Source organism: Microbispora corallina (genome assembly GCF_016863035.1).
GTDB classification, from domain to species: Bacteria; Actinomycetota; Actinomycetes; order Streptosporangiales; family Streptosporangiaceae; genus Microbispora; species Microbispora corallina.
In genome coordinates this window covers 137,080-153,443 of record NZ_BOOC01000001.1, presented here as the reverse complement: position 1 = coordinate 153,443, position 16,364 = coordinate 137,080, and the positions used below count along the sequence as shown (strand labels likewise).

At 75.3% G+C, this 16,364-nt stretch carries 19 protein-coding genes; 12 read left to right on the top strand and 7 right to left on the bottom strand.

Annotated elements, in window-relative coordinates:
• Positions 1-13: 13 nt before the first annotated feature.
• From Mco01_RS00745 to Mco01_RS00730, 4 genes are read right to left on the bottom strand one after another with little or no spacing between them, the layout of a single operon-like run.
• Complete coding sequence (locus Mco01_RS00745) at positions 14-1,258, bottom strand: NAD(P)/FAD-dependent oxidoreductase (protein ID WP_204054960.1); 1,245 nt, start codon at positions 1,256-1,258, stop codon at positions 14-16.
• The gene (locus Mco01_RS00740; RefSeq protein ID WP_239103236.1) at positions 1,255-2,664 is read right to left on the bottom strand and encodes an NAD(P)/FAD-dependent oxidoreductase; all 1,410 of its coding nucleotides are present in this window, start codon (positions 2,662-2,664) and stop codon (positions 1,255-1,257) included. The genes Mco01_RS00745 and Mco01_RS00740 overlap by 4 nt, the downstream gene beginning before the upstream one ends.
• On the bottom strand, positions 2,661-4,115 hold the full coding sequence (locus tag Mco01_RS00735) for an FGGY family carbohydrate kinase (protein ID WP_204054959.1): 1,455 nt from the start codon (positions 4,113-4,115) through the stop codon (positions 2,661-2,663). The genes Mco01_RS00740 and Mco01_RS00735 overlap by 4 nt, the downstream gene beginning before the upstream one ends.
• A 52-nt stretch (positions 4,116-4,167) precedes the next feature.
• Positions 4,168-4,941: a DeoR/GlpR family DNA-binding transcription regulator gene (locus Mco01_RS00730; protein WP_372444733.1), complete on the bottom strand. Its 774-nt coding sequence runs from the start codon at positions 4,939-4,941 to the stop codon at positions 4,168-4,170.
• A gap of 190 nt (positions 4,942-5,131) precedes the next feature.
• On the opposite strand from Mco01_RS00730, the gene hisD reads away from it, so the two are divergent.
• From hisD to hisF, 9 genes are all read left to right on the top strand, one after another.
• Positions 5,132-6,439, top strand: coding sequence for a histidinol dehydrogenase (gene hisD / locus Mco01_RS00725; RefSeq protein ID WP_204054957.1), 1,308 nt, complete (start codon positions 5,132-5,134; stop codon positions 6,437-6,439).
• Positions 6,436-7,512, top strand: coding sequence for a histidinol-phosphate transaminase (locus Mco01_RS00720; RefSeq protein WP_204054956.1), 1,077 nt, complete (start codon positions 6,436-6,438; stop codon positions 7,510-7,512). Before hisD ends, Mco01_RS00720 begins: the two co-directional genes overlap by 4 nt.
• On the top strand, positions 7,509-8,123 hold the full coding sequence (gene hisB / locus Mco01_RS00715; RefSeq protein ID WP_204054955.1) for an imidazoleglycerol-phosphate dehydratase HisB: 615 nt from the start codon (positions 7,509-7,511) through the stop codon (positions 8,121-8,123). Before Mco01_RS00720 ends, hisB begins: the two co-directional genes overlap by 4 nt.
• On the top strand, positions 8,123-8,275 hold the full coding sequence (locus tag Mco01_RS00710) for a CG2302 family histidine operon protein (protein WP_198167020.1): 153 nt from the start codon (positions 8,123-8,125) through the stop codon (positions 8,273-8,275). Before hisB ends, Mco01_RS00710 begins: the two co-directional genes overlap by 1 nt.
• Positions 8,266-8,904 carry an imidazole glycerol phosphate synthase subunit HisH gene (hisH, locus tag Mco01_RS00705; RefSeq protein ID WP_204054954.1) on the top strand — a complete coding sequence of 213 codons (639 nt, stop codon included), beginning with the start codon at positions 8,266-8,268 and terminating at the stop codon, positions 8,902-8,904. The genes Mco01_RS00710 and hisH overlap by 10 nt, the downstream gene beginning before the upstream one ends.
• Positions 8,905-9,080: 176 nt before the next feature.
• On the top strand, positions 9,081-9,419 hold the full coding sequence (locus Mco01_RS00700; RefSeq protein WP_204054953.1) for a hypothetical protein: 339 nt from the start codon (positions 9,081-9,083) through the stop codon (positions 9,417-9,419).
• A 5-nt stretch (positions 9,420-9,424) separates the two neighbouring features.
• Positions 9,425-10,150, top strand: coding sequence for a bifunctional 1-(5-phosphoribosyl)-5-((5-phosphoribosylamino)methylideneamino)imidazole-4-carboxamide isomerase/phosphoribosylanthranilate isomerase PriA (gene priA, locus Mco01_RS00695; RefSeq protein ID WP_036321331.1), 726 nt, complete (start codon positions 9,425-9,427; stop codon positions 10,148-10,150).
• Entirely contained in the window at positions 10,147-10,590 is a 444-nt protein-coding gene (locus tag Mco01_RS00690) for a RidA family protein (RefSeq protein ID WP_204054952.1), read from the top strand. Before priA ends, Mco01_RS00690 begins: the two co-directional genes overlap by 4 nt.
• Positions 10,587-11,357 (top strand): imidazole glycerol phosphate synthase subunit HisF, encoded by a 771-nt coding sequence (gene hisF / locus Mco01_RS00685; protein WP_204054951.1) that lies wholly within the window; start codon positions 10,587-10,589, stop codon positions 11,355-11,357. Before Mco01_RS00690 ends, hisF begins: the two co-directional genes overlap by 4 nt.
• A gap of 49 nt (positions 11,358-11,406) precedes the next feature.
• Here hisF and Mco01_RS00680 read toward each other — a convergent pair whose 3' ends face one another.
• The gene (locus tag Mco01_RS00680; protein ID WP_204054950.1) at positions 11,407-11,715 is read right to left on the bottom strand and encodes a hypothetical protein; all 309 of its coding nucleotides are present in this window, start codon (positions 11,713-11,715) and stop codon (positions 11,407-11,409) included.
• A 298-nt stretch (positions 11,716-12,013) separates the two neighbouring features.
• Between Mco01_RS00680 and Mco01_RS38830 the strand changes: the two genes are divergently transcribed.
• Both Mco01_RS38830 and Mco01_RS00670 read left to right on the top strand, forming a co-directional pair.
• Complete coding sequence (locus Mco01_RS38830) at positions 12,014-12,301, top strand: chorismate mutase (RefSeq protein WP_036323709.1); 288 nt, start codon at positions 12,014-12,016, stop codon at positions 12,299-12,301.
• 122 nt (positions 12,302-12,423) lie between these two features.
• Positions 12,424-13,371, top strand: coding sequence for a hypothetical protein (locus tag Mco01_RS00670; protein WP_204054948.1), 948 nt, complete (start codon positions 12,424-12,426; stop codon positions 13,369-13,371).
• Here the strand turns inward: Mco01_RS00670 and Mco01_RS00665 are convergent.
• Complete coding sequence (locus Mco01_RS00665) at positions 13,368-14,387, bottom strand: LacI family DNA-binding transcriptional regulator (RefSeq protein ID WP_204054947.1); 1,020 nt, start codon at positions 14,385-14,387, stop codon at positions 13,368-13,370. The genes Mco01_RS00670 and Mco01_RS00665 overlap by 4 nt on opposite strands.
• Positions 14,388-14,490: 103 nt before the next feature.
• On the opposite strand from Mco01_RS00665, the gene Mco01_RS00660 reads away from it, so the two are divergent.
• The gene (locus Mco01_RS00660) at positions 14,491-14,868 is read left to right on the top strand and encodes a DoxX family protein (protein ID WP_204054946.1); all 378 of its coding nucleotides are present in this window, start codon (positions 14,491-14,493) and stop codon (positions 14,866-14,868) included.
• A 9-nt stretch (positions 14,869-14,877) separates the two neighbouring features.
• On the opposite strand, the gene Mco01_RS00655 is transcribed toward Mco01_RS00660, so the two are convergent.
• Positions 14,878-16,281 carry a glutamine synthetase family protein gene (locus tag Mco01_RS00655; protein ID WP_204054945.1) on the bottom strand — a complete coding sequence of 468 codons (1,404 nt, stop codon included), beginning with the start codon at positions 16,279-16,281 and terminating at the stop codon, positions 14,878-14,880.
• Between the last annotated feature and the right edge of the window lie 83 nt (positions 16,282-16,364).

Genomic DNA, 16,364 nt, shown 5'->3' with positions numbered 1-16,364 from the left:
ACCCCGGCGGGGCTCACGCCAGGGAGATCGTGATCGGCCCGCCGCGGGGGTCGGCGCCGGACAGCGCCGACGACGGCACCCGCAGGACGCGGCCGGGGGAGACCGGCCACGGCAGCGTCCGGCGGGCCACCACGCGGCCGTCCTGCGTCACCACGACGCGGGCGAGCGCCCGGTGCTCGGCCGGCCACAGCAGGATCCGGCCGCGCGGCGGCGCCCCCGCGCCCGGCCGCGCCAGCCCCGGCGACACCCAGGTGAACGGCGCCCCGGCCAGCAGCGGGATCGCCCGCCCGGCCGGGGTGCCGCCGCCGAGGTGGCGCAGCACGTGCCGGACGACGTGGCGGCCGTCGAGGGCCGCGACGTCGGCCGTGTCCACGGGGTGGACCAGGTTGCCCACGGCGAAGACGCCGGGACGGCTGGTGGCGAGCGTGTTGTCGACCATCGGGGCGCGGCTCCCCGGGTCCGTCGCGAGCCCGGCCGCCCGGGCGAGCTCGTCGTCCGGGATCCAGTCGCCGGTGAAGACGACCGTGTCGCAGGGGACCGTACGCCGTGCGCCGGTGCGCAGGTCCTCCACCTCGACGGCCTCCACGGCGTCGTGCCCGGCGACGCGGACGACCCGGGTCCCGGTGGCCACCGGCACGCCGAGCACGGCCCGCCCCGGCACGCTGAAGGCCGCGTACGACTCGGGGCGGGCGTGCTCGCTGGTCATCAGGACCGTGCGGCAGCCGGCCCGGCGGAGGGTGAGCACGGCCGACCAGCTCACCGGCTCGGCGCCCACGACGACGGCGCGGCCGCCCACCGCCCGCCCGTGCAGGTGGACGAGGTTCTGGAGCTGCCCGGTGGTCAGCACGCCCGGCGGCCGGTCGCCGGGGACCATACGGGCCGTGCGGGGCCGTTCCCGCGCCCCGGTGGCGAGCACCACGGCGCCCGCCTCCACCCGGAGGAGCCCCTGGGGGGTCGTGACGTCGAGGGCCCGCTCGCCGGCCCAGCCGGTGACCATGGCGGAGGTGCGGAGCGCCGCGCCGGCCTCGCGCGCGCGGGCCGCGAGCAGCCGGGCGTACGCCGGGCCGGTCATGATCCGGCCGAGGTCGCGGATCCCGTAGCCCGTGTGGTCGCTGTGCCGGGGGATCCCGCCCGCCTCCCGCTCCCGGTCGAGCACGAGGACGCGCAGCCCGGCGGCCGCGAGCCCGCCCGCCGCGGTCAGGCCGGACGGCCCGGCCCCGGCGACGGCCACGTCCGCGGTGATGACGGTGCGGCTCATCGGGCGCCCTCCCGGAGCAGGCGGTCGATCTCGGCCCCGCAGTGGAAGCCCTGGCAGCGGCCCATCGTGGCCCTCGTCCGGCGGCGCAGCCCGTCCAGGTCGCCGGGTGGCAGCGCCGCGGCCAGGGCGTCCCTGACCTCCCCGGCCGTGACCCGCTCGCAGAAGCACACGACCGTCCCGTACGCCGGGTCGCGCTCGACGAGGTCCGCCCGCTGGTACGGCCGGGGGAACGCCTCCCCGATGTTCGGCATGCGCGGCGGCCCTGGCAGCCCCGCCCTGGGCTCGAGGGCGAGCCCCGCCCCGGCCAGCAGCCCGGCGGCGTGCTCGGCGAGCGCCATGGACGCGGTCAGCCCGGTCGAGCGGATGCCCCCGAGCACGAGGTAGCGCCCGGCGGGGTCGAGGTGCACCTGGTAGTCGCCGTGCTCGGTGGCCGCCCGCAGCCCGGCGTAGGCGGCGGTGACCTCCTCCTCCAGCAGCGCGGGCATCAGCCGGCGGCCCTTGCCGGCCAGGAACGCGAACCCGTCCTCGGAGGTGGAGGTGTCGGTGCGGTCCTCCAGCTCCTCGGCGGTCGGCCCGAGCATCACGTTGCCGTAGACGGTGGGGCTGATCAGCACGCCCTTGCCGCGCGAGCCGGGCACGGGCAGCACGATGCGGTCGGCGAGCGGCCGGGCCGCCTTGTCGAACACGAGCAGCTCGCCCCGGCGGGGCGTGATCGTGAACCGGCGGTGCCCGAACAGGCCGTCGACCACGTCGGAGCCGAGGCCGGCGGCGTTGACGACCCAGCGGGCCCGCAGCGGCCCCCGGGAGGTGGACAGCACGGTCTGCCCGCCGTCCCGCGCGACCGCCTCCACCCGGGCGTTCAGCAGCAGGTGGACGCCCCGGGCGAGCGCCTCCGTGGCGAACGCGAGCGTGGTCGTCCACGGGCAGACGATCGACTCCCCGGGCACCGTGAGCCCGCCGAGCACGCCCGGCCCGAGCGCGGGCACCATCGCGTAGACCTCGTCGGGACCGGCGGCCGCGCAGTCGCGGCAGCCGTTGGCGGCCGCCTTCGCCGCCAGTCCGGGCAGCGCGGCCAGCTCCTCCTCGGTCCAGGCCACCAGCACGGCGCCCGTCCGCTCGACCGGGATGCCGGTCGCGGCGGCGTACGCGCCGAGCAGGTCGTAGCCGCGGCGGACCAGCCGGGACTCCAGCGTCCCCGGCGTGGCGTCGAAGCCGGTGTGCAGGATCGCGGTGTTGGCCTTGCTCGTCCCGTCGCCGACGTCGCACCGCGCCTCGACCAGGGCGACCGACAGGTCGTACCCCGCCAGCTCGCGGGCGACGGCCGCGCCGACCACGCCCGCGCCGATCACGGCCACGTCCACGTTGTCCACCGGAAGCGGGCCGTTCCGCATCCCGTCCGTGCTCATCCGTTCCCTCCCGTCGCGGCGCGGGCCGTGCCGATCGCGGCCTCGACGCCGGCCCGCCAGCGGGCGAGGAACTCCCCGGCCCGGTCGGCCGGCCAGCGCGGCTCGTACGTCTTCGACGGTGCCCAGGCCGGCACGGCGTCGGCCAGGCCCAGGGTGGGGTCGAGCGCGAGGCGGGCCGTCGCGGCGGCGCCGAGGGCGGTCGCGTGCGGCGACGGGTAGACGTCCACGGGAATCTGCAGCAGGTCGGCCTGCGCCTGCATGAGCGCGGCGGAGCGGGTGAGTCCGCCGTCCGCGCGCAGCCGGGACAGCGGGCCGCCGAGGTCGCCGGCCACCACCCGGGCCAGCTCGGCCACCTGGGCGGCGACGCCCTCGACCACGGCCCGCACCAGGTGGCCGGGCCGGGTGGACAGCGTCATGCCGAGGAAGGCGGCGGCGGCGTCCGGCCGCCACCAGGGCGCGGCGAGCCCCGCCAGGGCGGGCACGAACAGCGTCCCCTCGCTGCCGACCGCGGCCGCGGCGTCGAGGTCGCCCGCGCCGCCGAGGAGCCCCAGCTCGCCCAGCCACCGCACGGCGGAGGCGGCCGTGTAGACCTGGCCGTCGACGCAGTACGCCGTCGCGCCCCGGGCCCGCCAGGCCACCGAGGACGTCAGCCCGGAGGCCGGGCGCACGGCCCGGTCCCCGGTGTTGGCCAGCAGGAACGCCCCGGTCCCGTACGTGCACTTCGCCTCACCCGGCAGCAGGCAACCCTCGGCGAGCAGCGCGGCCTGCTGGTCCACGATCAGCCCGCCCACGGGGATCTCGCCGCCGAAGGCCCGGGTCGTGCCCACGATCTCGTCGCACGCGGCGATCCGCGGCATGCGCTCCCCGGACAGGCCGAACAGCCCGAGCAGCTCCGGACTCCACTCCACGGCGTCGACGTCGAGCAGCAGCGAGCGGCTCGCGGTCGCGGCGTCGGTGACGAACTCCCCGGTGAGGCGGTGGACCAGCCACGCGTCGCTGGTGGTCACCACGCCCTCCGCCGTGACCTCGCGGCGCAGCCAGGCCATCTTGGGGGCGGAGAAGTAGGGGTCGAGCACGAGCCCGGTGAGCGCCGCGACCCTGTCCGCGTGCCCGGCCAGGGCGGCGCAGACGTCCTCGGCCCTGCGATCCTGCCAGACGAGGGCCGTGGACAGCGGCCGCCCGGTCGCCGGGTCCCAGGCGAGGACGGTCTCGCCCTGGTTGGCCAGCGACACCGCCCCGACGGGCCGTCCCGCCGCCTCCACGGCCCGGCGGCCGGCGGTCAGCACCGAGGCGAGCAGTTCGGCGGGGTCCTGCTCGACCCGGCCTCCAGGCAGGTACGACGGCCGGACCGGCTCCTCGGCCAGGGCCAGGATCTCGCCGCCGGGGGCGGCGACGACGGCCTTGGTCCCCGAGGTGCCCTGGTCGATCGCGAGGACGGGAAGGTCGGACATGGATCGTCTCCTGGCTGGGGGAGGAGCGGGGGAGAGGCGGGTCCGGGCCGGTCTAGGGCGCGATGACCTCCGCACCCGCCCTGACCAGGGCGGACGCGAGCGCGGGCGGAGGTGGTCCGTCCGCCACCAGACCGGAGAAGCCGTCCAGGCCGCACACCCGGTGGGCGGCGACCCGGCCGTGCTTGGTGGTGTCGGCGAGCACGTAGGTCCTGGCCGTGGTCGCGAGGATCACCCGCCTGGTCGCGACCTCGTCGAGGTGGTGGTCGGTCAGCCCGGCCCGGGCGTCCACGCCGCCGGAGCCGAGCAGCGCGACGTCGGCCCGCAGGTCCCCGAAGAAGGCCAGAGTGTGGGCGTTGGAGACGGCGAGGTCCCCCTGCCGGACCCGCCCGCCGGAGACAAGCACCTCGACCCCCGGGCGGCCGGCGAGCTCCGCGGCGACCAGCAGCGAGCAGGTCGCCACCACGCCGCGGAACGACGCGGGCAGCGCGCGGGCCGCGTGGACGGCGGTCGTGCCGACGTCGATCACGACGGTCTGCCCCGGCCGCGGGAGCCGGGCGGCCAGGGCCCCGATGACGGCCTTGGCCTCGGCCTGGGCCGTCGAGCGCTCCAGGTGGGACGGCTCCTCGCCGGCGGCCGAGGGGGCGGCGACGGCTCCGCCGTGCACGCGCACCAGCAGCGCCCGCCGCTCCAGGATCGCGAGGTCACGCCGGACGGTCTCGGGGGAGACGCCGAGCGCCCCGGCCAGGTCCTCCGTGCGCACCGTCCCCGCCAGGGCGAGGGCCTCGACGATCCGCTGACGGCGCTGAGCGGGAAGCACGGAGACCATCCTTGTGACCGGAACTGACGGTTGTTGCCCGAAAGTGTGGATTGGTGACCGAAATCCTGTCAAGGGTGATCGGGAAAGCCGCCCTCCGGAAAGATCGCCCAGCTCCCGGGCCACCCGGAGGTGGCCGAAACGTACGTCCCGGATGCTGGACACACGAGGATCGGTCCCTGGTCGTCCGTAGACTGGGACGGTGATTTCCCGTATCGACCTGCGCGGGTCCCTGCCTGGAGACCTGCGCGACGTGCTGCCCCGCGCCGAGCTCGACGTCGAGGCCGCCCTGGAGAGGGTGCGGCCCATCTGCGAGGAGGTGCGCCATCGCGGCGCCGCGGCCGTACGGGAGCTGACCGCGCGGTTCGACGGCGTCGAGCTGGAGTCGGCCCGCGTCCCGGCCGAGGCGATCGCCCGCGCCCTCGACGGGCTCGACCCGGCCGTGCGGGCGGCGCTGGAGGAGTCGATCAGGCGGGCCCGGCTCGTCCACCGCGACCAGCGGCGCACCGACACCACCACGAACGTCGTCCCCGGTGGCACGGTCACCGAGCGGTGGGTGCCGGTCGACCGGGTCGGGCTGTACGTGCCGGGAGGCCGCGCCGTCTACCCCTCCAGCGTCGTCATGAACGTCGTGCCCGCCCAGGAGGCCGGGGTCGGGTCGCTGGCCGTCGCCTCGCCGCCGCAGAAGGAGTTCGGCGGGCTGCCGCACCCGTCGATCCTCGCCGCGTGCGCGCTGCTCGGCGTCGACGAGGTCTACGCCGTGGGCGGCGCCCAGGCCGTGGCGATGTTCGCCTACGGCACCGAGGAGTGCCCTCGGGCCACGATGGTGACGGGGCCCGGCAACATCTGGGTGGCCGCGGCCAAGCGGCTGCTCAAGGGCCTCATCGGCATCGACTCCGAGGCCGGGCCCACCGAGATCGCGATCCTGGCCGACGAGACCGCCGACCCCGTGCACGTCGCCGCCGACCTGATCAGCCAGGCCGAGCACGACGTGATCGCGGCCGCCGTGCTGGTCACCACCAGCCCCGGGCTGGCCGACGCGGTGGACAAGGAGCTGCCCGGCCAGGTGGCGGCCACGCGCCACTCCGAGCGGATCACCGAGGCCCTGTCCGGCCGCCAGTCCGGCATCGTGTTCGTGTCCTCGCTGGAGGACGGCCTGCGCGTCGTCGACGCGTACGCCGCCGAGCACCTGGAGATCCAGACGGCCGACCCGCACGCCGTGGCCGCCCGGGTCCGCAACGCCGGCGCGATCTTCGTCGGGCCGTACGCCCCGGTGTCGCTGGGCGACTACATGGCCGGCTCCAACCACGTGCTGCCGACCGGAGGGTGCGCCTGCCACTCCTCCGGCCTGTCCGTGCAGACGTTCCTGCGCGGCATCCACGTCGTCGACTACAGCAGGGACGCGCTGGCCGAGGCCGCGCCGCTCGTGTGCGCGCTCGCCGACGCCGAGGACCTGCCCGCCCACGGCGCGGCCGTCCGCGCCCGCTTCGACTGGGAAGTGCCCTCATGACCACGCTCGGCGACCTGCCCATCCGCGACGACCTGCGCGGCAAGCAGCCGTACGGCGCCCCGCAGCTCGACGTGCCCGTGCAGCTCAACACCAACGAGAACCCCTACCCGCCGTCCGCGGCGCTCATCGACGACCTCGCCCTGGCCGTCCGGCACGGCGCGGCGACCCTCAACCGCTATCCCGACCGCGACGCGGTGGAGCTGCGCAAGGACCTCGCCGACTACCTGGGCCACGGCCTGACGGGCCGGCAGCTGTGGGCCGCCAACGGGTCCAACGAGATCATCCAGCAGATCCTGCAGGCCTTCGGCGGCCCGGGGCGGTCGGCCATCGGGTTCGAGCCGTCCTACTCGATGCACCCGATCATCGCCGGCGGCACGAACACCCGGTGGATCGCGGGGGCCCGCGGGGAGGACTTCTCGCTCGACGTCGCCGCCGCCGTCCGGGTGATCGAGGAGCACCGCCCCGACGTGGTGTTCCTCACCTCGCCGAACAACCCGACCGGGACGGCGCTGCCGCTGGACGTGATCGAGAGCGTCCTGGCCGCCGCCCCCGGCATGGTGGTCGTGGACGAGGCGTACGCCGAGTTCGCCCGGGAGGGGACGCCGTCGGCGCTGACCCTGCTGCCCGGTCACCCCCGGCTGATCGTGACCCGGACCATGTCCAAGGCGTTCGCGATGGCCGGCACCCGCCTCGGGTACCTCGCGGCCGACCCGGCCGTCGTGGACGCGATGCTGCTGGTCCGCCTGCCGTACCATCTGTCGACGCTGACGCAGGCGGCCGCCCGGGTGGCGCTGGCCCACCGGGAGGAGCTGCTCGGCACCGTCGACACGCTGCGCGCCGAGCGGGACGCCACGGTGGACTGGCTACGGCATCGTGGCCTGCGGGCCGCTGACTCCGACGCCAACTTCGTGCTATTCGGTAGGTTCCCGGACCGGCGCGCCGTCTGGGAGGGGCTGCTGGAGCGCGGCGTGCTGATCAGGGAGACCGGTCCCGCGGGGTGGCTCCGCGTGTCGATCGGCACAAGGGACGAGATGGCGGCCTTCCGCGCCGCCCTGGAAGGGGTCCTCGGATGACCGGCACCCACGAGGCCGCCGGGCGGCGCGGCCGTGTCGAGCGCACGACCAAGGAGACGTCGGTCCTCGTAGAGATCGGCCTCGACGGCACCGGCGTGGTCGACGTCTCGACCGGCGTCGGCTTCTACGACCACATGCTGGCCCAGCTCGGCAAGCACGGGCTGTTCGACCTCACCGTGAAGACCGAGGGCGACCTGCACATCGACGCCCATCACACGATCGAGGACACCTCGATCGCGCTGGGCGCCGCCTTCCGGGAGGCCCTGGGCGACAAGTCCGGCATCCGGCGGTTCGGCAGCGCCTCCTGCCCGCTGGACGAGTCCCTGGCCCAGGTCACGGTCGACCTGTCCGGCCGGCCGTACCTCGTGCACACCGAGCCCGAGGGCATGGCCCCGATGATCGGCCCCGACTACGACACCACCATGACCCGGCACATCCTGGAGTCGTTCGTCGCGCAGGCGGCGGTCTGCCTCCACGTCCACGTGCCGTACGGGCGCAACGCCCACCACATCGTGGAGGCGCAGTTCAAGGCCCTCGCGCGGGCGCTGCGCGAGGCGAGCGAGCGCGACCCGCGGGCGAGCGGCGTGCCCAGCACCAAGGGCGTGCTCTGATGACGTTCGCATCCGGCGGAATGATCTTCGTGGGCCTCTTCCTGATCGGCGGCGTCATCTCCGGCATCAGGCAGGGGCTGAAGCTGATGGCCGCGCTGGCCGGTGTCGGAGCCGCGCTGGCGATCACGGCGGGGGTGATGTGGTGGCAGTAGGCAGGCGCGTCGTCGTCCTCGACTACGGGTCGGGCAACCTGCGCTCGGCCGAGCGGGCGCTGGCCCGGGCCGGGGCCGACGTGACCGTGACGGCCGACTTCGACGCCGCCCTCGACGCCGAGGGCCTCGTGGTCCCCGGCGTCGGCGCGTTCGCGGCCTGCATGGAGGGGCTGAAGGCCGTCCGCGGCGACCAGATCGTGGGCCGCCGCCTCGCCGGGGGCCGTCCCGTGCTCGGCATCTGTGTGGGCATGCAGATCCTGTTCGAGAAGGGCGTCGAGCACGGCGTCCACACCGAGGGCTGCGGCGAGTGGCCGGGGACGGTCGAGCGCCTCGACGCCCCCGTCCTGCCTCACATGGGGTGGAACACGGTCACCGTGCCCGAGGGCAGTGTGCTGTTCCGTGGGCTCGACGCGGACACCCGCTTCTACTTCGTCCACTCGTACGGCGTGCGTGAGTGGAGGCTGGAGGCCGGCGACGGCTTCACCCCGCCGCTGGTGACCTGGTCGGAGCACGGCGTCCCGTTCGTCGCGGCCGTCGAGAACGGCCCTTTGATGGCCACCCAGTTCCATCCCGAGAAATCCGGCGACGCCGGAGCAGTTCTGCTGTCCAATTGGCTGAGCACACTGTGACCGGCCCCGCCGCCCGGGAGGCGGCATGAGCGAGCGAGTCGACAGGCACTGCGCGATTCGCGGATGCGGCTCCGAGCCGTCAGGCGAGGAGGTGGCATGAGCGAGCGAAGCGAGCGAATCAGTAGGCACAGCGCCGTTCGCGAATGCGGCTCCGAGCCGTCAGGCGAGGAGGTGGCATGAGCAGGGAGCGGGCCCGCCGCAGGGCGGAGCGCGAGGCCGAACGCGCCCGTGAGGCGGCCGTGCGGGCCGAGCGGGAGGCGCGGGCGGCAAGGCGGCGCGAGCTGCGCGGCCGGGTGACCGCGGTGCTCCCGCGTCCTGTGCGGGTCGCCCGGCAGGGCGGCTACCGGGCCCGCCGGCGCCGCACCCAGAACGGTGTGCTCGCCGTGCTCTGGTTCCTGGTCCAGGTGCTGGCCTGGATCCTGCTCGACTCCTGGATGGCCCGGCTCGGCGTGCTGCTCGTGTCGCTGCTGCTCGTCCCGGTGCTCGTCACCATCGTCTTTGACCGGAGGTCCTGACCGAAATGTCGCTCGTATTGCTCCCGGCCGTCGATGTAGCGGACGGCCAGGCCGTCCGTCTGGTCCAGGGGGAGGCGGGGACGGAGACGTCGTACGGCGACCCCTTGGCCGCGGCTCTCGCCTGGCAGGAGGCCGGCGCCGAGTGGGTCCACCTGGTCGATCTCGACGCCGCCTTCGGCAGGGGCACCAACCGCGAGCTTCTGGCCTCCGTCGTCGGCACGCTCGACGTGAACGTCGAGCTGTCGGGCGGCATCCGCGACGACGCCTCGCTGACGGCCGCGCTGTCCACCGGCTGCCGCCGGGTGAACATCGGCACGGCCGCCCTGGAGGACCCGGCGTGGTGCGCCAAGGCGATCGCCGAGTACGGCGACCGCATCGCCGTGGGCCTCGACGTGCGGGGCACGACCCTCGCCGCCCGCGGCTGGACCCAGGACGGCGGCGACCTGTGGGAGGTGCTCGACCGGCTGGAGTCGGAGGGCTGCCCGCGCTACGTGGTGACCGACGTGACCAAGGACGGCACGCTCCGGGGCCCCAACCTCGACCTGCTCCGTCAGGTCTGCGCGCGGACCGACAGGCCGGTGGTCGCCAGCGGCGGGGTCTCCTCGCTCGACGACCTGCGGGCGCTGGCCACGCTCGTCCCCGAGGGCGTCGAGGGCGCCATCGTCGGTAAGGCGCTGTACGCCCAGGCGTTCACGCTGGAGGAGGCACTGGCGGCGGTGAGCGCGGGATGAGCGGCAGCATGCCCCCCGGGCGCATCTCGTCCGGCGGCCCCTGGGAGGACCGCTACGGCTACGCCCGCGCCGTCGTGGCCGGGCCGCACGTGCTCGTGTCCGGGTGCACCGCCACGGTCGGCGGCGAGGTGCAGCACGTGGGCGACGCCTACCGGCAGACGCTCACGGCGTTCTCCATCGCGCTCGACGCGGTCGAGAAGGCCGGCACGTCGCTCGCCGACGTGGTCCGCACCCGCCTGTTCGTCGTGAACGCCGACGACTTCGACGCCGTGGGCCGGGCCCACGGGGAGATCTTCGGCGTGGTCCGCCCGGCCTGCACCAGCGTCCAGGTCGCCGGCCTGGTGGACGCGCGCATGCTGGTAGAGGTGGAGGTCGAGGCGTACCGGGCGGGGGGCCGGGCCCATGGGGACGGTGAGCCCGCGGGGGAGGTGACGGCATGACGGTCGCGGTGCGGGTCATCCCCTGCCTCGACGTGGACGCCGGGCGCGTGGTGAAGGGCGTCAACTTCGAGAACCTGCGCGACGCGGGCGACCCCGTCGAGCTGGCCAGGCGCTACGACGCCGAAGGGGCCGACGAGCTGACGTTCCTCGACATCACGGCCTCGTCCGGTGAGCGGGAGACCATGCTCGACGTGGTCCGCCGCACGGCCGAGCAGGTCTTCATCCCGCTGACGGTCGGCGGGGGAGTGCGGGCGGTCGAGGACGTCGACCGGCTGCTGCGGGCCGGGGCCGACAAGGTCGGGATCAACACGGCCGCCATCGCCCGGCCGGAGCTGCTGACCGAGGCGTCCCGGCGGTTCGGGTCGCAGTGCGTCGTGCTGTCCGTGGACGCCCGCCGGGTCGTCGACGGCCCGCCCACGCCGTCCGGGTTCGAGGTGACGACCCACGGCGGCAGGCGGGGCACCGGCATCGACGCGGTCGGGTGGGCCCGGCGCGGCGAAGAGCTCGGCGTCGGGGAGATCCTGCTGAACTCGATGGACGGCGACGGCACCCGGTCGGGCTACGACCTGGAGATGCTGCGCGCGGTCCGCGCCGCCGTCACGGTGCCGGTGATCGCGTCGGGCGGGGCCGGGCGGCTGGAGGACTTCCCGCCCGCGGTCGAGGCCGGGGCGGACGCCGTCCTGGCGGCGTCGGTGTTCCACTTCGGCCAGCTGAAGATCCACGACGTCAAGGAGACCCTCCGGGCGGCCGGTCACCCGGTCCGCTGATCACTTCGTGAGGGGGGCGCGGCCCGGGGCCGCGCCCCACCCAAGGCGGTCAGTCGTCGTCGCTGGAGCTGCTCCCGGTGCCGCTGTCGGTCGAGCTCTCCGAAGAGCTGCCGCCCGACTGGCTCTGCTCCTGCTCCTGCTGCTGCCTCTGCTCCTGGGAGCCGTGGCCGGACCAGTCGTCGCTCGCGGTGTCGTCGTCGCCCTGGACGAAGTCGGCCGGGACGGCGACGACGGCGAGGCCGGTGGACGACGAGGGGGCGGCGGGGGCGGCGTACCCCTCGCCCGACTGCAGCGCCACGAGGCCGAAGGCGGTGACGACGGCGAGGCCGAGCATGCTCGGGAATCGCTTGGCGGGCATAGAGTGCCTCCTGTCCGATCCACGGCCGCGGAGTGCGGCGATCCGGATTGGCCCTTCCATCGTGAGCTGGCGCGCCGGGGCCGGTCCAGGCGGATCGACCGCATGCGGGGCGGCCGCCGGGGGATCCCTTTCCCTCTCCGGCGCCTGTCTTTTCCCACGGGGTCCCAGGGACGGGCGGCCGTTGCACCGGCCCTTACCGGCGCCGTACGGGGGCGTCGCCGCGGGCCGCGGCCTGGGCCGGAACCCCGCCGCGATCCCAGTAGGGTGGCCGGTGATCACGCGCAACCGGGAGGCTTTCGTGTCCGAACCCACCTCGCTCGAGGAGGTCCGCCGCCGCATCGACGAACTCGACGCCCGCATGACCACGCTGCTCGCCGACCGGCAGCGGCTGGTCCGGGCCGCCGCCGCGTTCAAGGGCGACGAGCAGGCCGTACGGGCGCCGGACCGGGTGGAGCGCGTGCTGGCCGCGGCCCGGGAGCGGGCCTCGCGCACCGGGCTGTCCCCGGAGGTGGCCGAGGCCGTCTGGCGGGCCATGATCGGCGCCTTCGTCGAGTACGAGCTCGCCGAGCACCGCCACGCCCGCTGACCGCCGCCACGCCCGCTGAGCACCGCCACGCCCGGGTGAGCGTGCAACGGGGAGCCGGAGGCGGCGCGCGGTTATGATCTTCCCACCGCGGCCGGGGGGAGACCGCGGCCGGGGGAGTGCGGGTGGCAGTGGCGGGGCAGGTCGCATCGGAGCCGGGACATCCGGGCGTCGTCGTCGACCCCGCCGTGCCAGCCCCGGCGGCCGGGCTCCTGCGGGCCAATGAGGACCTCCTGGCGCGCCTGTGGTCCGGTGAGGCCGCCCGCCGCAGCGGCCGCCGTCTCCTGGCCGCCGCCCTGTGGCCGGTGCTCGCGCTGACCGTCCTGCTCCTGCTCGTGGCGCGCCCGGGCCCGCTCGTCACGGGCCTGGTGGCGGCCCCGGCGGGCGCCGGCCTCTACGGAGCCGCCCGCTCCGCCGCCCGCCGGGGCCGGGTGCGCGCCGCCGCGCGCCGCTACGACGGCCGCTACCTGCTGCCGCCGGAGTTCGACGGGCCGGCGCTGGCCCTGGTCGGCCGCGCCCGGCGGGCCGTCCGCACGGTGCTGTCCTCCCGGGTCGGCGCCGACGGCCTGCTCGACGACGTCCGCGACCGGATCGCCCTGCCCGCCGAGGAGTGGGAGGTCGCCCGGATCCTCGCCGCGCTGTCCGCGCTGCGGGCCGAGCACGCCGCCCTGGTCGCGGACGGGACCACCCCGGAGGTGCGCGCGGCGGCCGAGCCGCTGGAGAGGGCGCTTCGCCGCGCCGAGGCCGCCGTCGCCGCCCGTGTCGAGGCGCTGGAGCGTTACGCGGGGCACGTGGCGGGTGCCGAGCGCGCCTACGCGGCCCGCGCGCAGATCGAGGGGCTGCGCGACCTGATCCCCCGATACGAGGAACTGGTGGCCGCCTCGGCCGGATGCGCAGGCGCGGCCGGGCGGATCGACGCGTTCGCCGCCGAGGCCGGGCGGCTGGAGGCGGCTCTGCGCGCCGGAGCGGATCCGGCGCCGGAGGCCTTCCGTCACCTGGACGGCCGGGGCGACGGGCCGGCGCCGCCCGGGGAGGCCGCCTGCCGCCGGAAGGGCGCGGCGGGCACCCCCTAGTCCGGCGGCCGGGACGTCGACTCGCGCACCACCAGCTCGGGATGGAACATGATCTGCTGGTGGACGTGGCCCTCGGGGTCGCCGCACTCGTCCAGCAGCAGCCGGGTGGCGATCCGGCCGAGGCGGCGGGTCGGCTGGCGGATCGAGGTGAGCGTCACGGCCGAGGCGGCCGCGAAGTCGATGTCGTCGTAGCCGATCAGCGCCACGTCGCCGGGCACCCGCACCCCGGCCTGCAGCAGCCCGCGCAGCATCCCCAGCGCCAGCAGGTCGTTGGCGCAGAACACGGCGTCCGGCAGCGGCCGCTCCGCGAGCAGCGCCTCGGCGGCCTCCTGCCCGCACCGCCCGGTCATGGCGGGCATCGCCAGCTCGGCGAGCGCAGGCACGGGGTCCGTCCCGGCCCGCCGCACGGCCCGGCGGGCGCCCTCCAGCCGGTCGCGGCACTGCCGGATCGACGGCGGCCCGCCGACGTACGCGATCCGGCGGGCGCCGCGGTCCAGCAGGTGGGCGGCCGCGAGCGACCCGCCCGCGACGTCGTCGACCGCGACCGAGCACATGTCGGGCCGGTGGGCGGGGTGGTCCACCAGGACGAGGTCGATGCCCCGCGCCCGGATCCGGTCGACGGGGGCGGGGTCGTCGCCGGTGGGGGTGATGAGCACGCCGCGCACCCGCTGCTCGGCCAGAACCAGGAGGTTGCGCTCCTCCTTGGCCGGGTCGCCGGCGGAGTTGCCGAGGATCACGGCGTACCCGAGCTCGCTCGCCACGTCCTCCACGCCGGCCGCGACCTCGGTGAAGAAGGGGTTGCCGATGTCGATGACGGACAGGCCGATCGTCCTGGTGCGGCCCGCGCGCAGTGACGACGCCGAGCCGTGGCGCACGAACCCCAGCTCGCGGACGGCCCGCTCGACCCGATCCCGGGTCGCCGCCGCGACCTTCTCGGGACGGTTCAGCACGTTGGAGACCGTCCCGGGGGAGACCCCGGCACGCGCGGCGACCTCCCTGATGCTGACGGGAGCCACGAAGCGATTACACCCGCGTCCCCCGCCGTACGGCAACTACTTGACGTGTCAAATACTTACTCTCTAGCCTTTGCTTGACGCTTCAAGTTTTGAGGAGACACGTGTGAACGTCGCCATATGGATCATTCAGGTGCTGCTCGCCCTCGCCTTCCTGGTGGGGGGAGCGGGCAAGCTGGCCAAGTCGAAGGAGGCCCTCGCCGCGACCCCCAACATGGCGTGGGCGGAGGACTTCTCCCCGCCGGTGCTGAAGACGATCGGGGCGCTGGAGGTGCTGGCCGCGCTCGGCCTCGTCCTCCCCGGGCTGACCGGGATCGCGCCCGTGCTCACGCCGCTCGCGGCCGTGGGCGTCGTCCTGCTCATGATCGGCGCGGCCGCCACCCACGGGCGCCGCAAGGAGTGGCCGCCCATCGCGTTCAACGTCGTGCTGCTGCTCCTGGCCGCCGTCGTGGCCTGGGCGCGGTTCGGCCCGTACGCCTTCTGAGCGGGCGGGTCAGAAGACCCGGAAGTGGTGGAAGGCCTCGTACGCCGCGTCCTGACCGGCGAAGTCCGCCACCTCCGACCGTTTGACGGCGAGGTAGGCGGTGCGCCGCAGGGGGCCGAGGGCCTCCATCAGAAGCTCGTCGGCCTCCAGCGCGTCGAGCGCCTCCCCGAGGGAGGCGGGCAGCCGCGCGCAGCCGAGGCGGGCCCGCTCCTCGTCGTCCAGCGTCGCCGGATCGACGCCGACGGGCTCCCCCGGGTCGAGTTCGCGGCGGATCCCGTCGAGCCCGGCGTGGATGACCGCGCCGAGCGACAGGTACGGGTTGGCGCTGGAGTCCGACGGCTTGATCTCCAGGTTGGTCGTGGCCTCGACGTTGCCGGCCATGGGCGAGCAGACGCGGACGGCCGCCTCGCGGTTGTCCAGGCCGTGGCAGGCGTAGGCCCCGGCCCACATGCTCGGCTGGAGGCGGCGGTAGCTGTTCACGCTCGCGCAGGTGAGCGCCACCAGGGCGGGCAGGTGATGCAGGACGCCGGCCATGAAGCGGCGCCCGAGGTCCGACAGCCCGCCCCCGCCGTCGGCGAACAGGTTGCGCTCCAGGGGCTCGTCCCACAGCGAGACGTGCAGGTGGGCGCCGTTGCCGGCCTGGTCGGGGAGCGGTTTGGGGGCGAGGCTCGCCCACATCGCCATCCGGAAGGCCACGCCGCGCACGGTCTCCCGGTAGAGCACCTGGTTGTCGGCTGCCCGCAGGGCCGTCGCGGGCCGGATGGACAGCTCCTGCTGCCCGGCCCCGAGCTCGGGGTAGTAGTGCTCGATCGCGACCCCCTGGGCCTCCAAAGCCCGGATCAGCTGCATCGTGTAGTCGTGGGCGAGGTCGAAGCCCGAGGTGGCGTAGCACAGGCTGTCGTCGAGGGGGATGAGGCGGTCGGGCCCGCCCGCCGGGTCGGGCAGCCGCCGCCCGAGCGTGAACTCCGGCTCGAACGCGGCGACGAGGGCGTACCCCTCCGAGCCGAGCGCCGCGACCGCGTCCTTGAGGAACGTGCGGGGACAGGCCTCCCACGGGCCGCCGTCGACCCGGCGGAGGTCGGAGACCATGGCCGCCGCGCCGCTCGCATAGGGGAGCGGGACGTACGTCGCGGGGTCGGGGACGATGCGCACCTCGCCCACCGGGCCCATGCCCTCGACCGGCTGGAGATGGTCGAGCATGGACATCGCCATCATGCCGACCGTGTGGCCGATGCCCGTGACCAGCCGGTCGGCGAGACGGCGCCGCCCGGCCGACTTGCCCCGGATCACGCCTCCGTGGTCGGCGTAGATGAAGCGGACGAGCTCGACGCCGTCGATCTCGGCCCGTTCGAGGATCCGCCGGGCGGCCGGGTCGAGCCGCTGGGCGTCGGCGACGCTGTGGCGCTCTGTCATCCTGACTGCGTAACACGGCGAGGCCGTCGATGGAAGAGCCGCCGTGCCGCCGTCCCGGGGGCGAGACGTCCCGGCCGGTACGG

Coding starts and splice junctions, on each gene's coding strand:
- priA (WP_036321331.1), top strand. CDS start 9,425: ATGTCGCTCGTATTGCTCCCGGCCGTCGATGTAGCGGACGGCCAGGCC.
- hisB (WP_204054955.1), top strand. CDS start 7,509: ATGACCGGCACCCACGAGGCCGCCGGGCGGCGCGGCCGTGTCGAGCGC.
- Mco01_RS00740 (WP_239103236.1), bottom strand. CDS start 2,664: ATGAGCACGGACGGGATGCGGAACGGCCCGCTTCCGGTGGACAACGTG.
- Mco01_RS00690 (WP_204054952.1), top strand. CDS start 10,147: ATGAGCGGCAGCATGCCCCCCGGGCGCATCTCGTCCGGCGGCCCCTGG.
- Mco01_RS00720 (WP_204054956.1), top strand. CDS start 6,436: ATGACCACGCTCGGCGACCTGCCCATCCGCGACGACCTGCGCGGCAAG.
- Mco01_RS00745 (WP_204054960.1), bottom strand. CDS start 1,258: ATGAGCCGCACCGTCATCACCGCGGACGTGGCCGTCGCCGGGGCCGGG.
- Mco01_RS00680 (WP_204054950.1), bottom strand. CDS start 11,715: ATGCCCGCCAAGCGATTCCCGAGCATGCTCGGCCTCGCCGTCGTCACC.
- Mco01_RS00655 (WP_204054945.1), bottom strand. CDS start 16,281: ATGACAGAGCGCCACAGCGTCGCCGACGCCCAGCGGCTCGACCCGGCC.
- Mco01_RS00735 (WP_204054959.1), bottom strand. CDS start 4,115: ATGTCCGACCTTCCCGTCCTCGCGATCGACCAGGGCACCTCGGGGACC.
- Mco01_RS00710 (WP_198167020.1), top strand. CDS start 8,123: ATGACGTTCGCATCCGGCGGAATGATCTTCGTGGGCCTCTTCCTGATC.
- hisF (WP_204054951.1), top strand. CDS start 10,587: ATGACGGTCGCGGTGCGGGTCATCCCCTGCCTCGACGTGGACGCCGGG.
- Mco01_RS00730 (WP_372444733.1), bottom strand. CDS start 4,941: ATGGTCTCCGTGCTTCCCGCTCAGCGCCGTCAGCGGATCGTCGAGGCC.
- Mco01_RS00700 (WP_204054953.1), top strand. CDS start 9,081: ATGAGCAGGGAGCGGGCCCGCCGCAGGGCGGAGCGCGAGGCCGAACGC.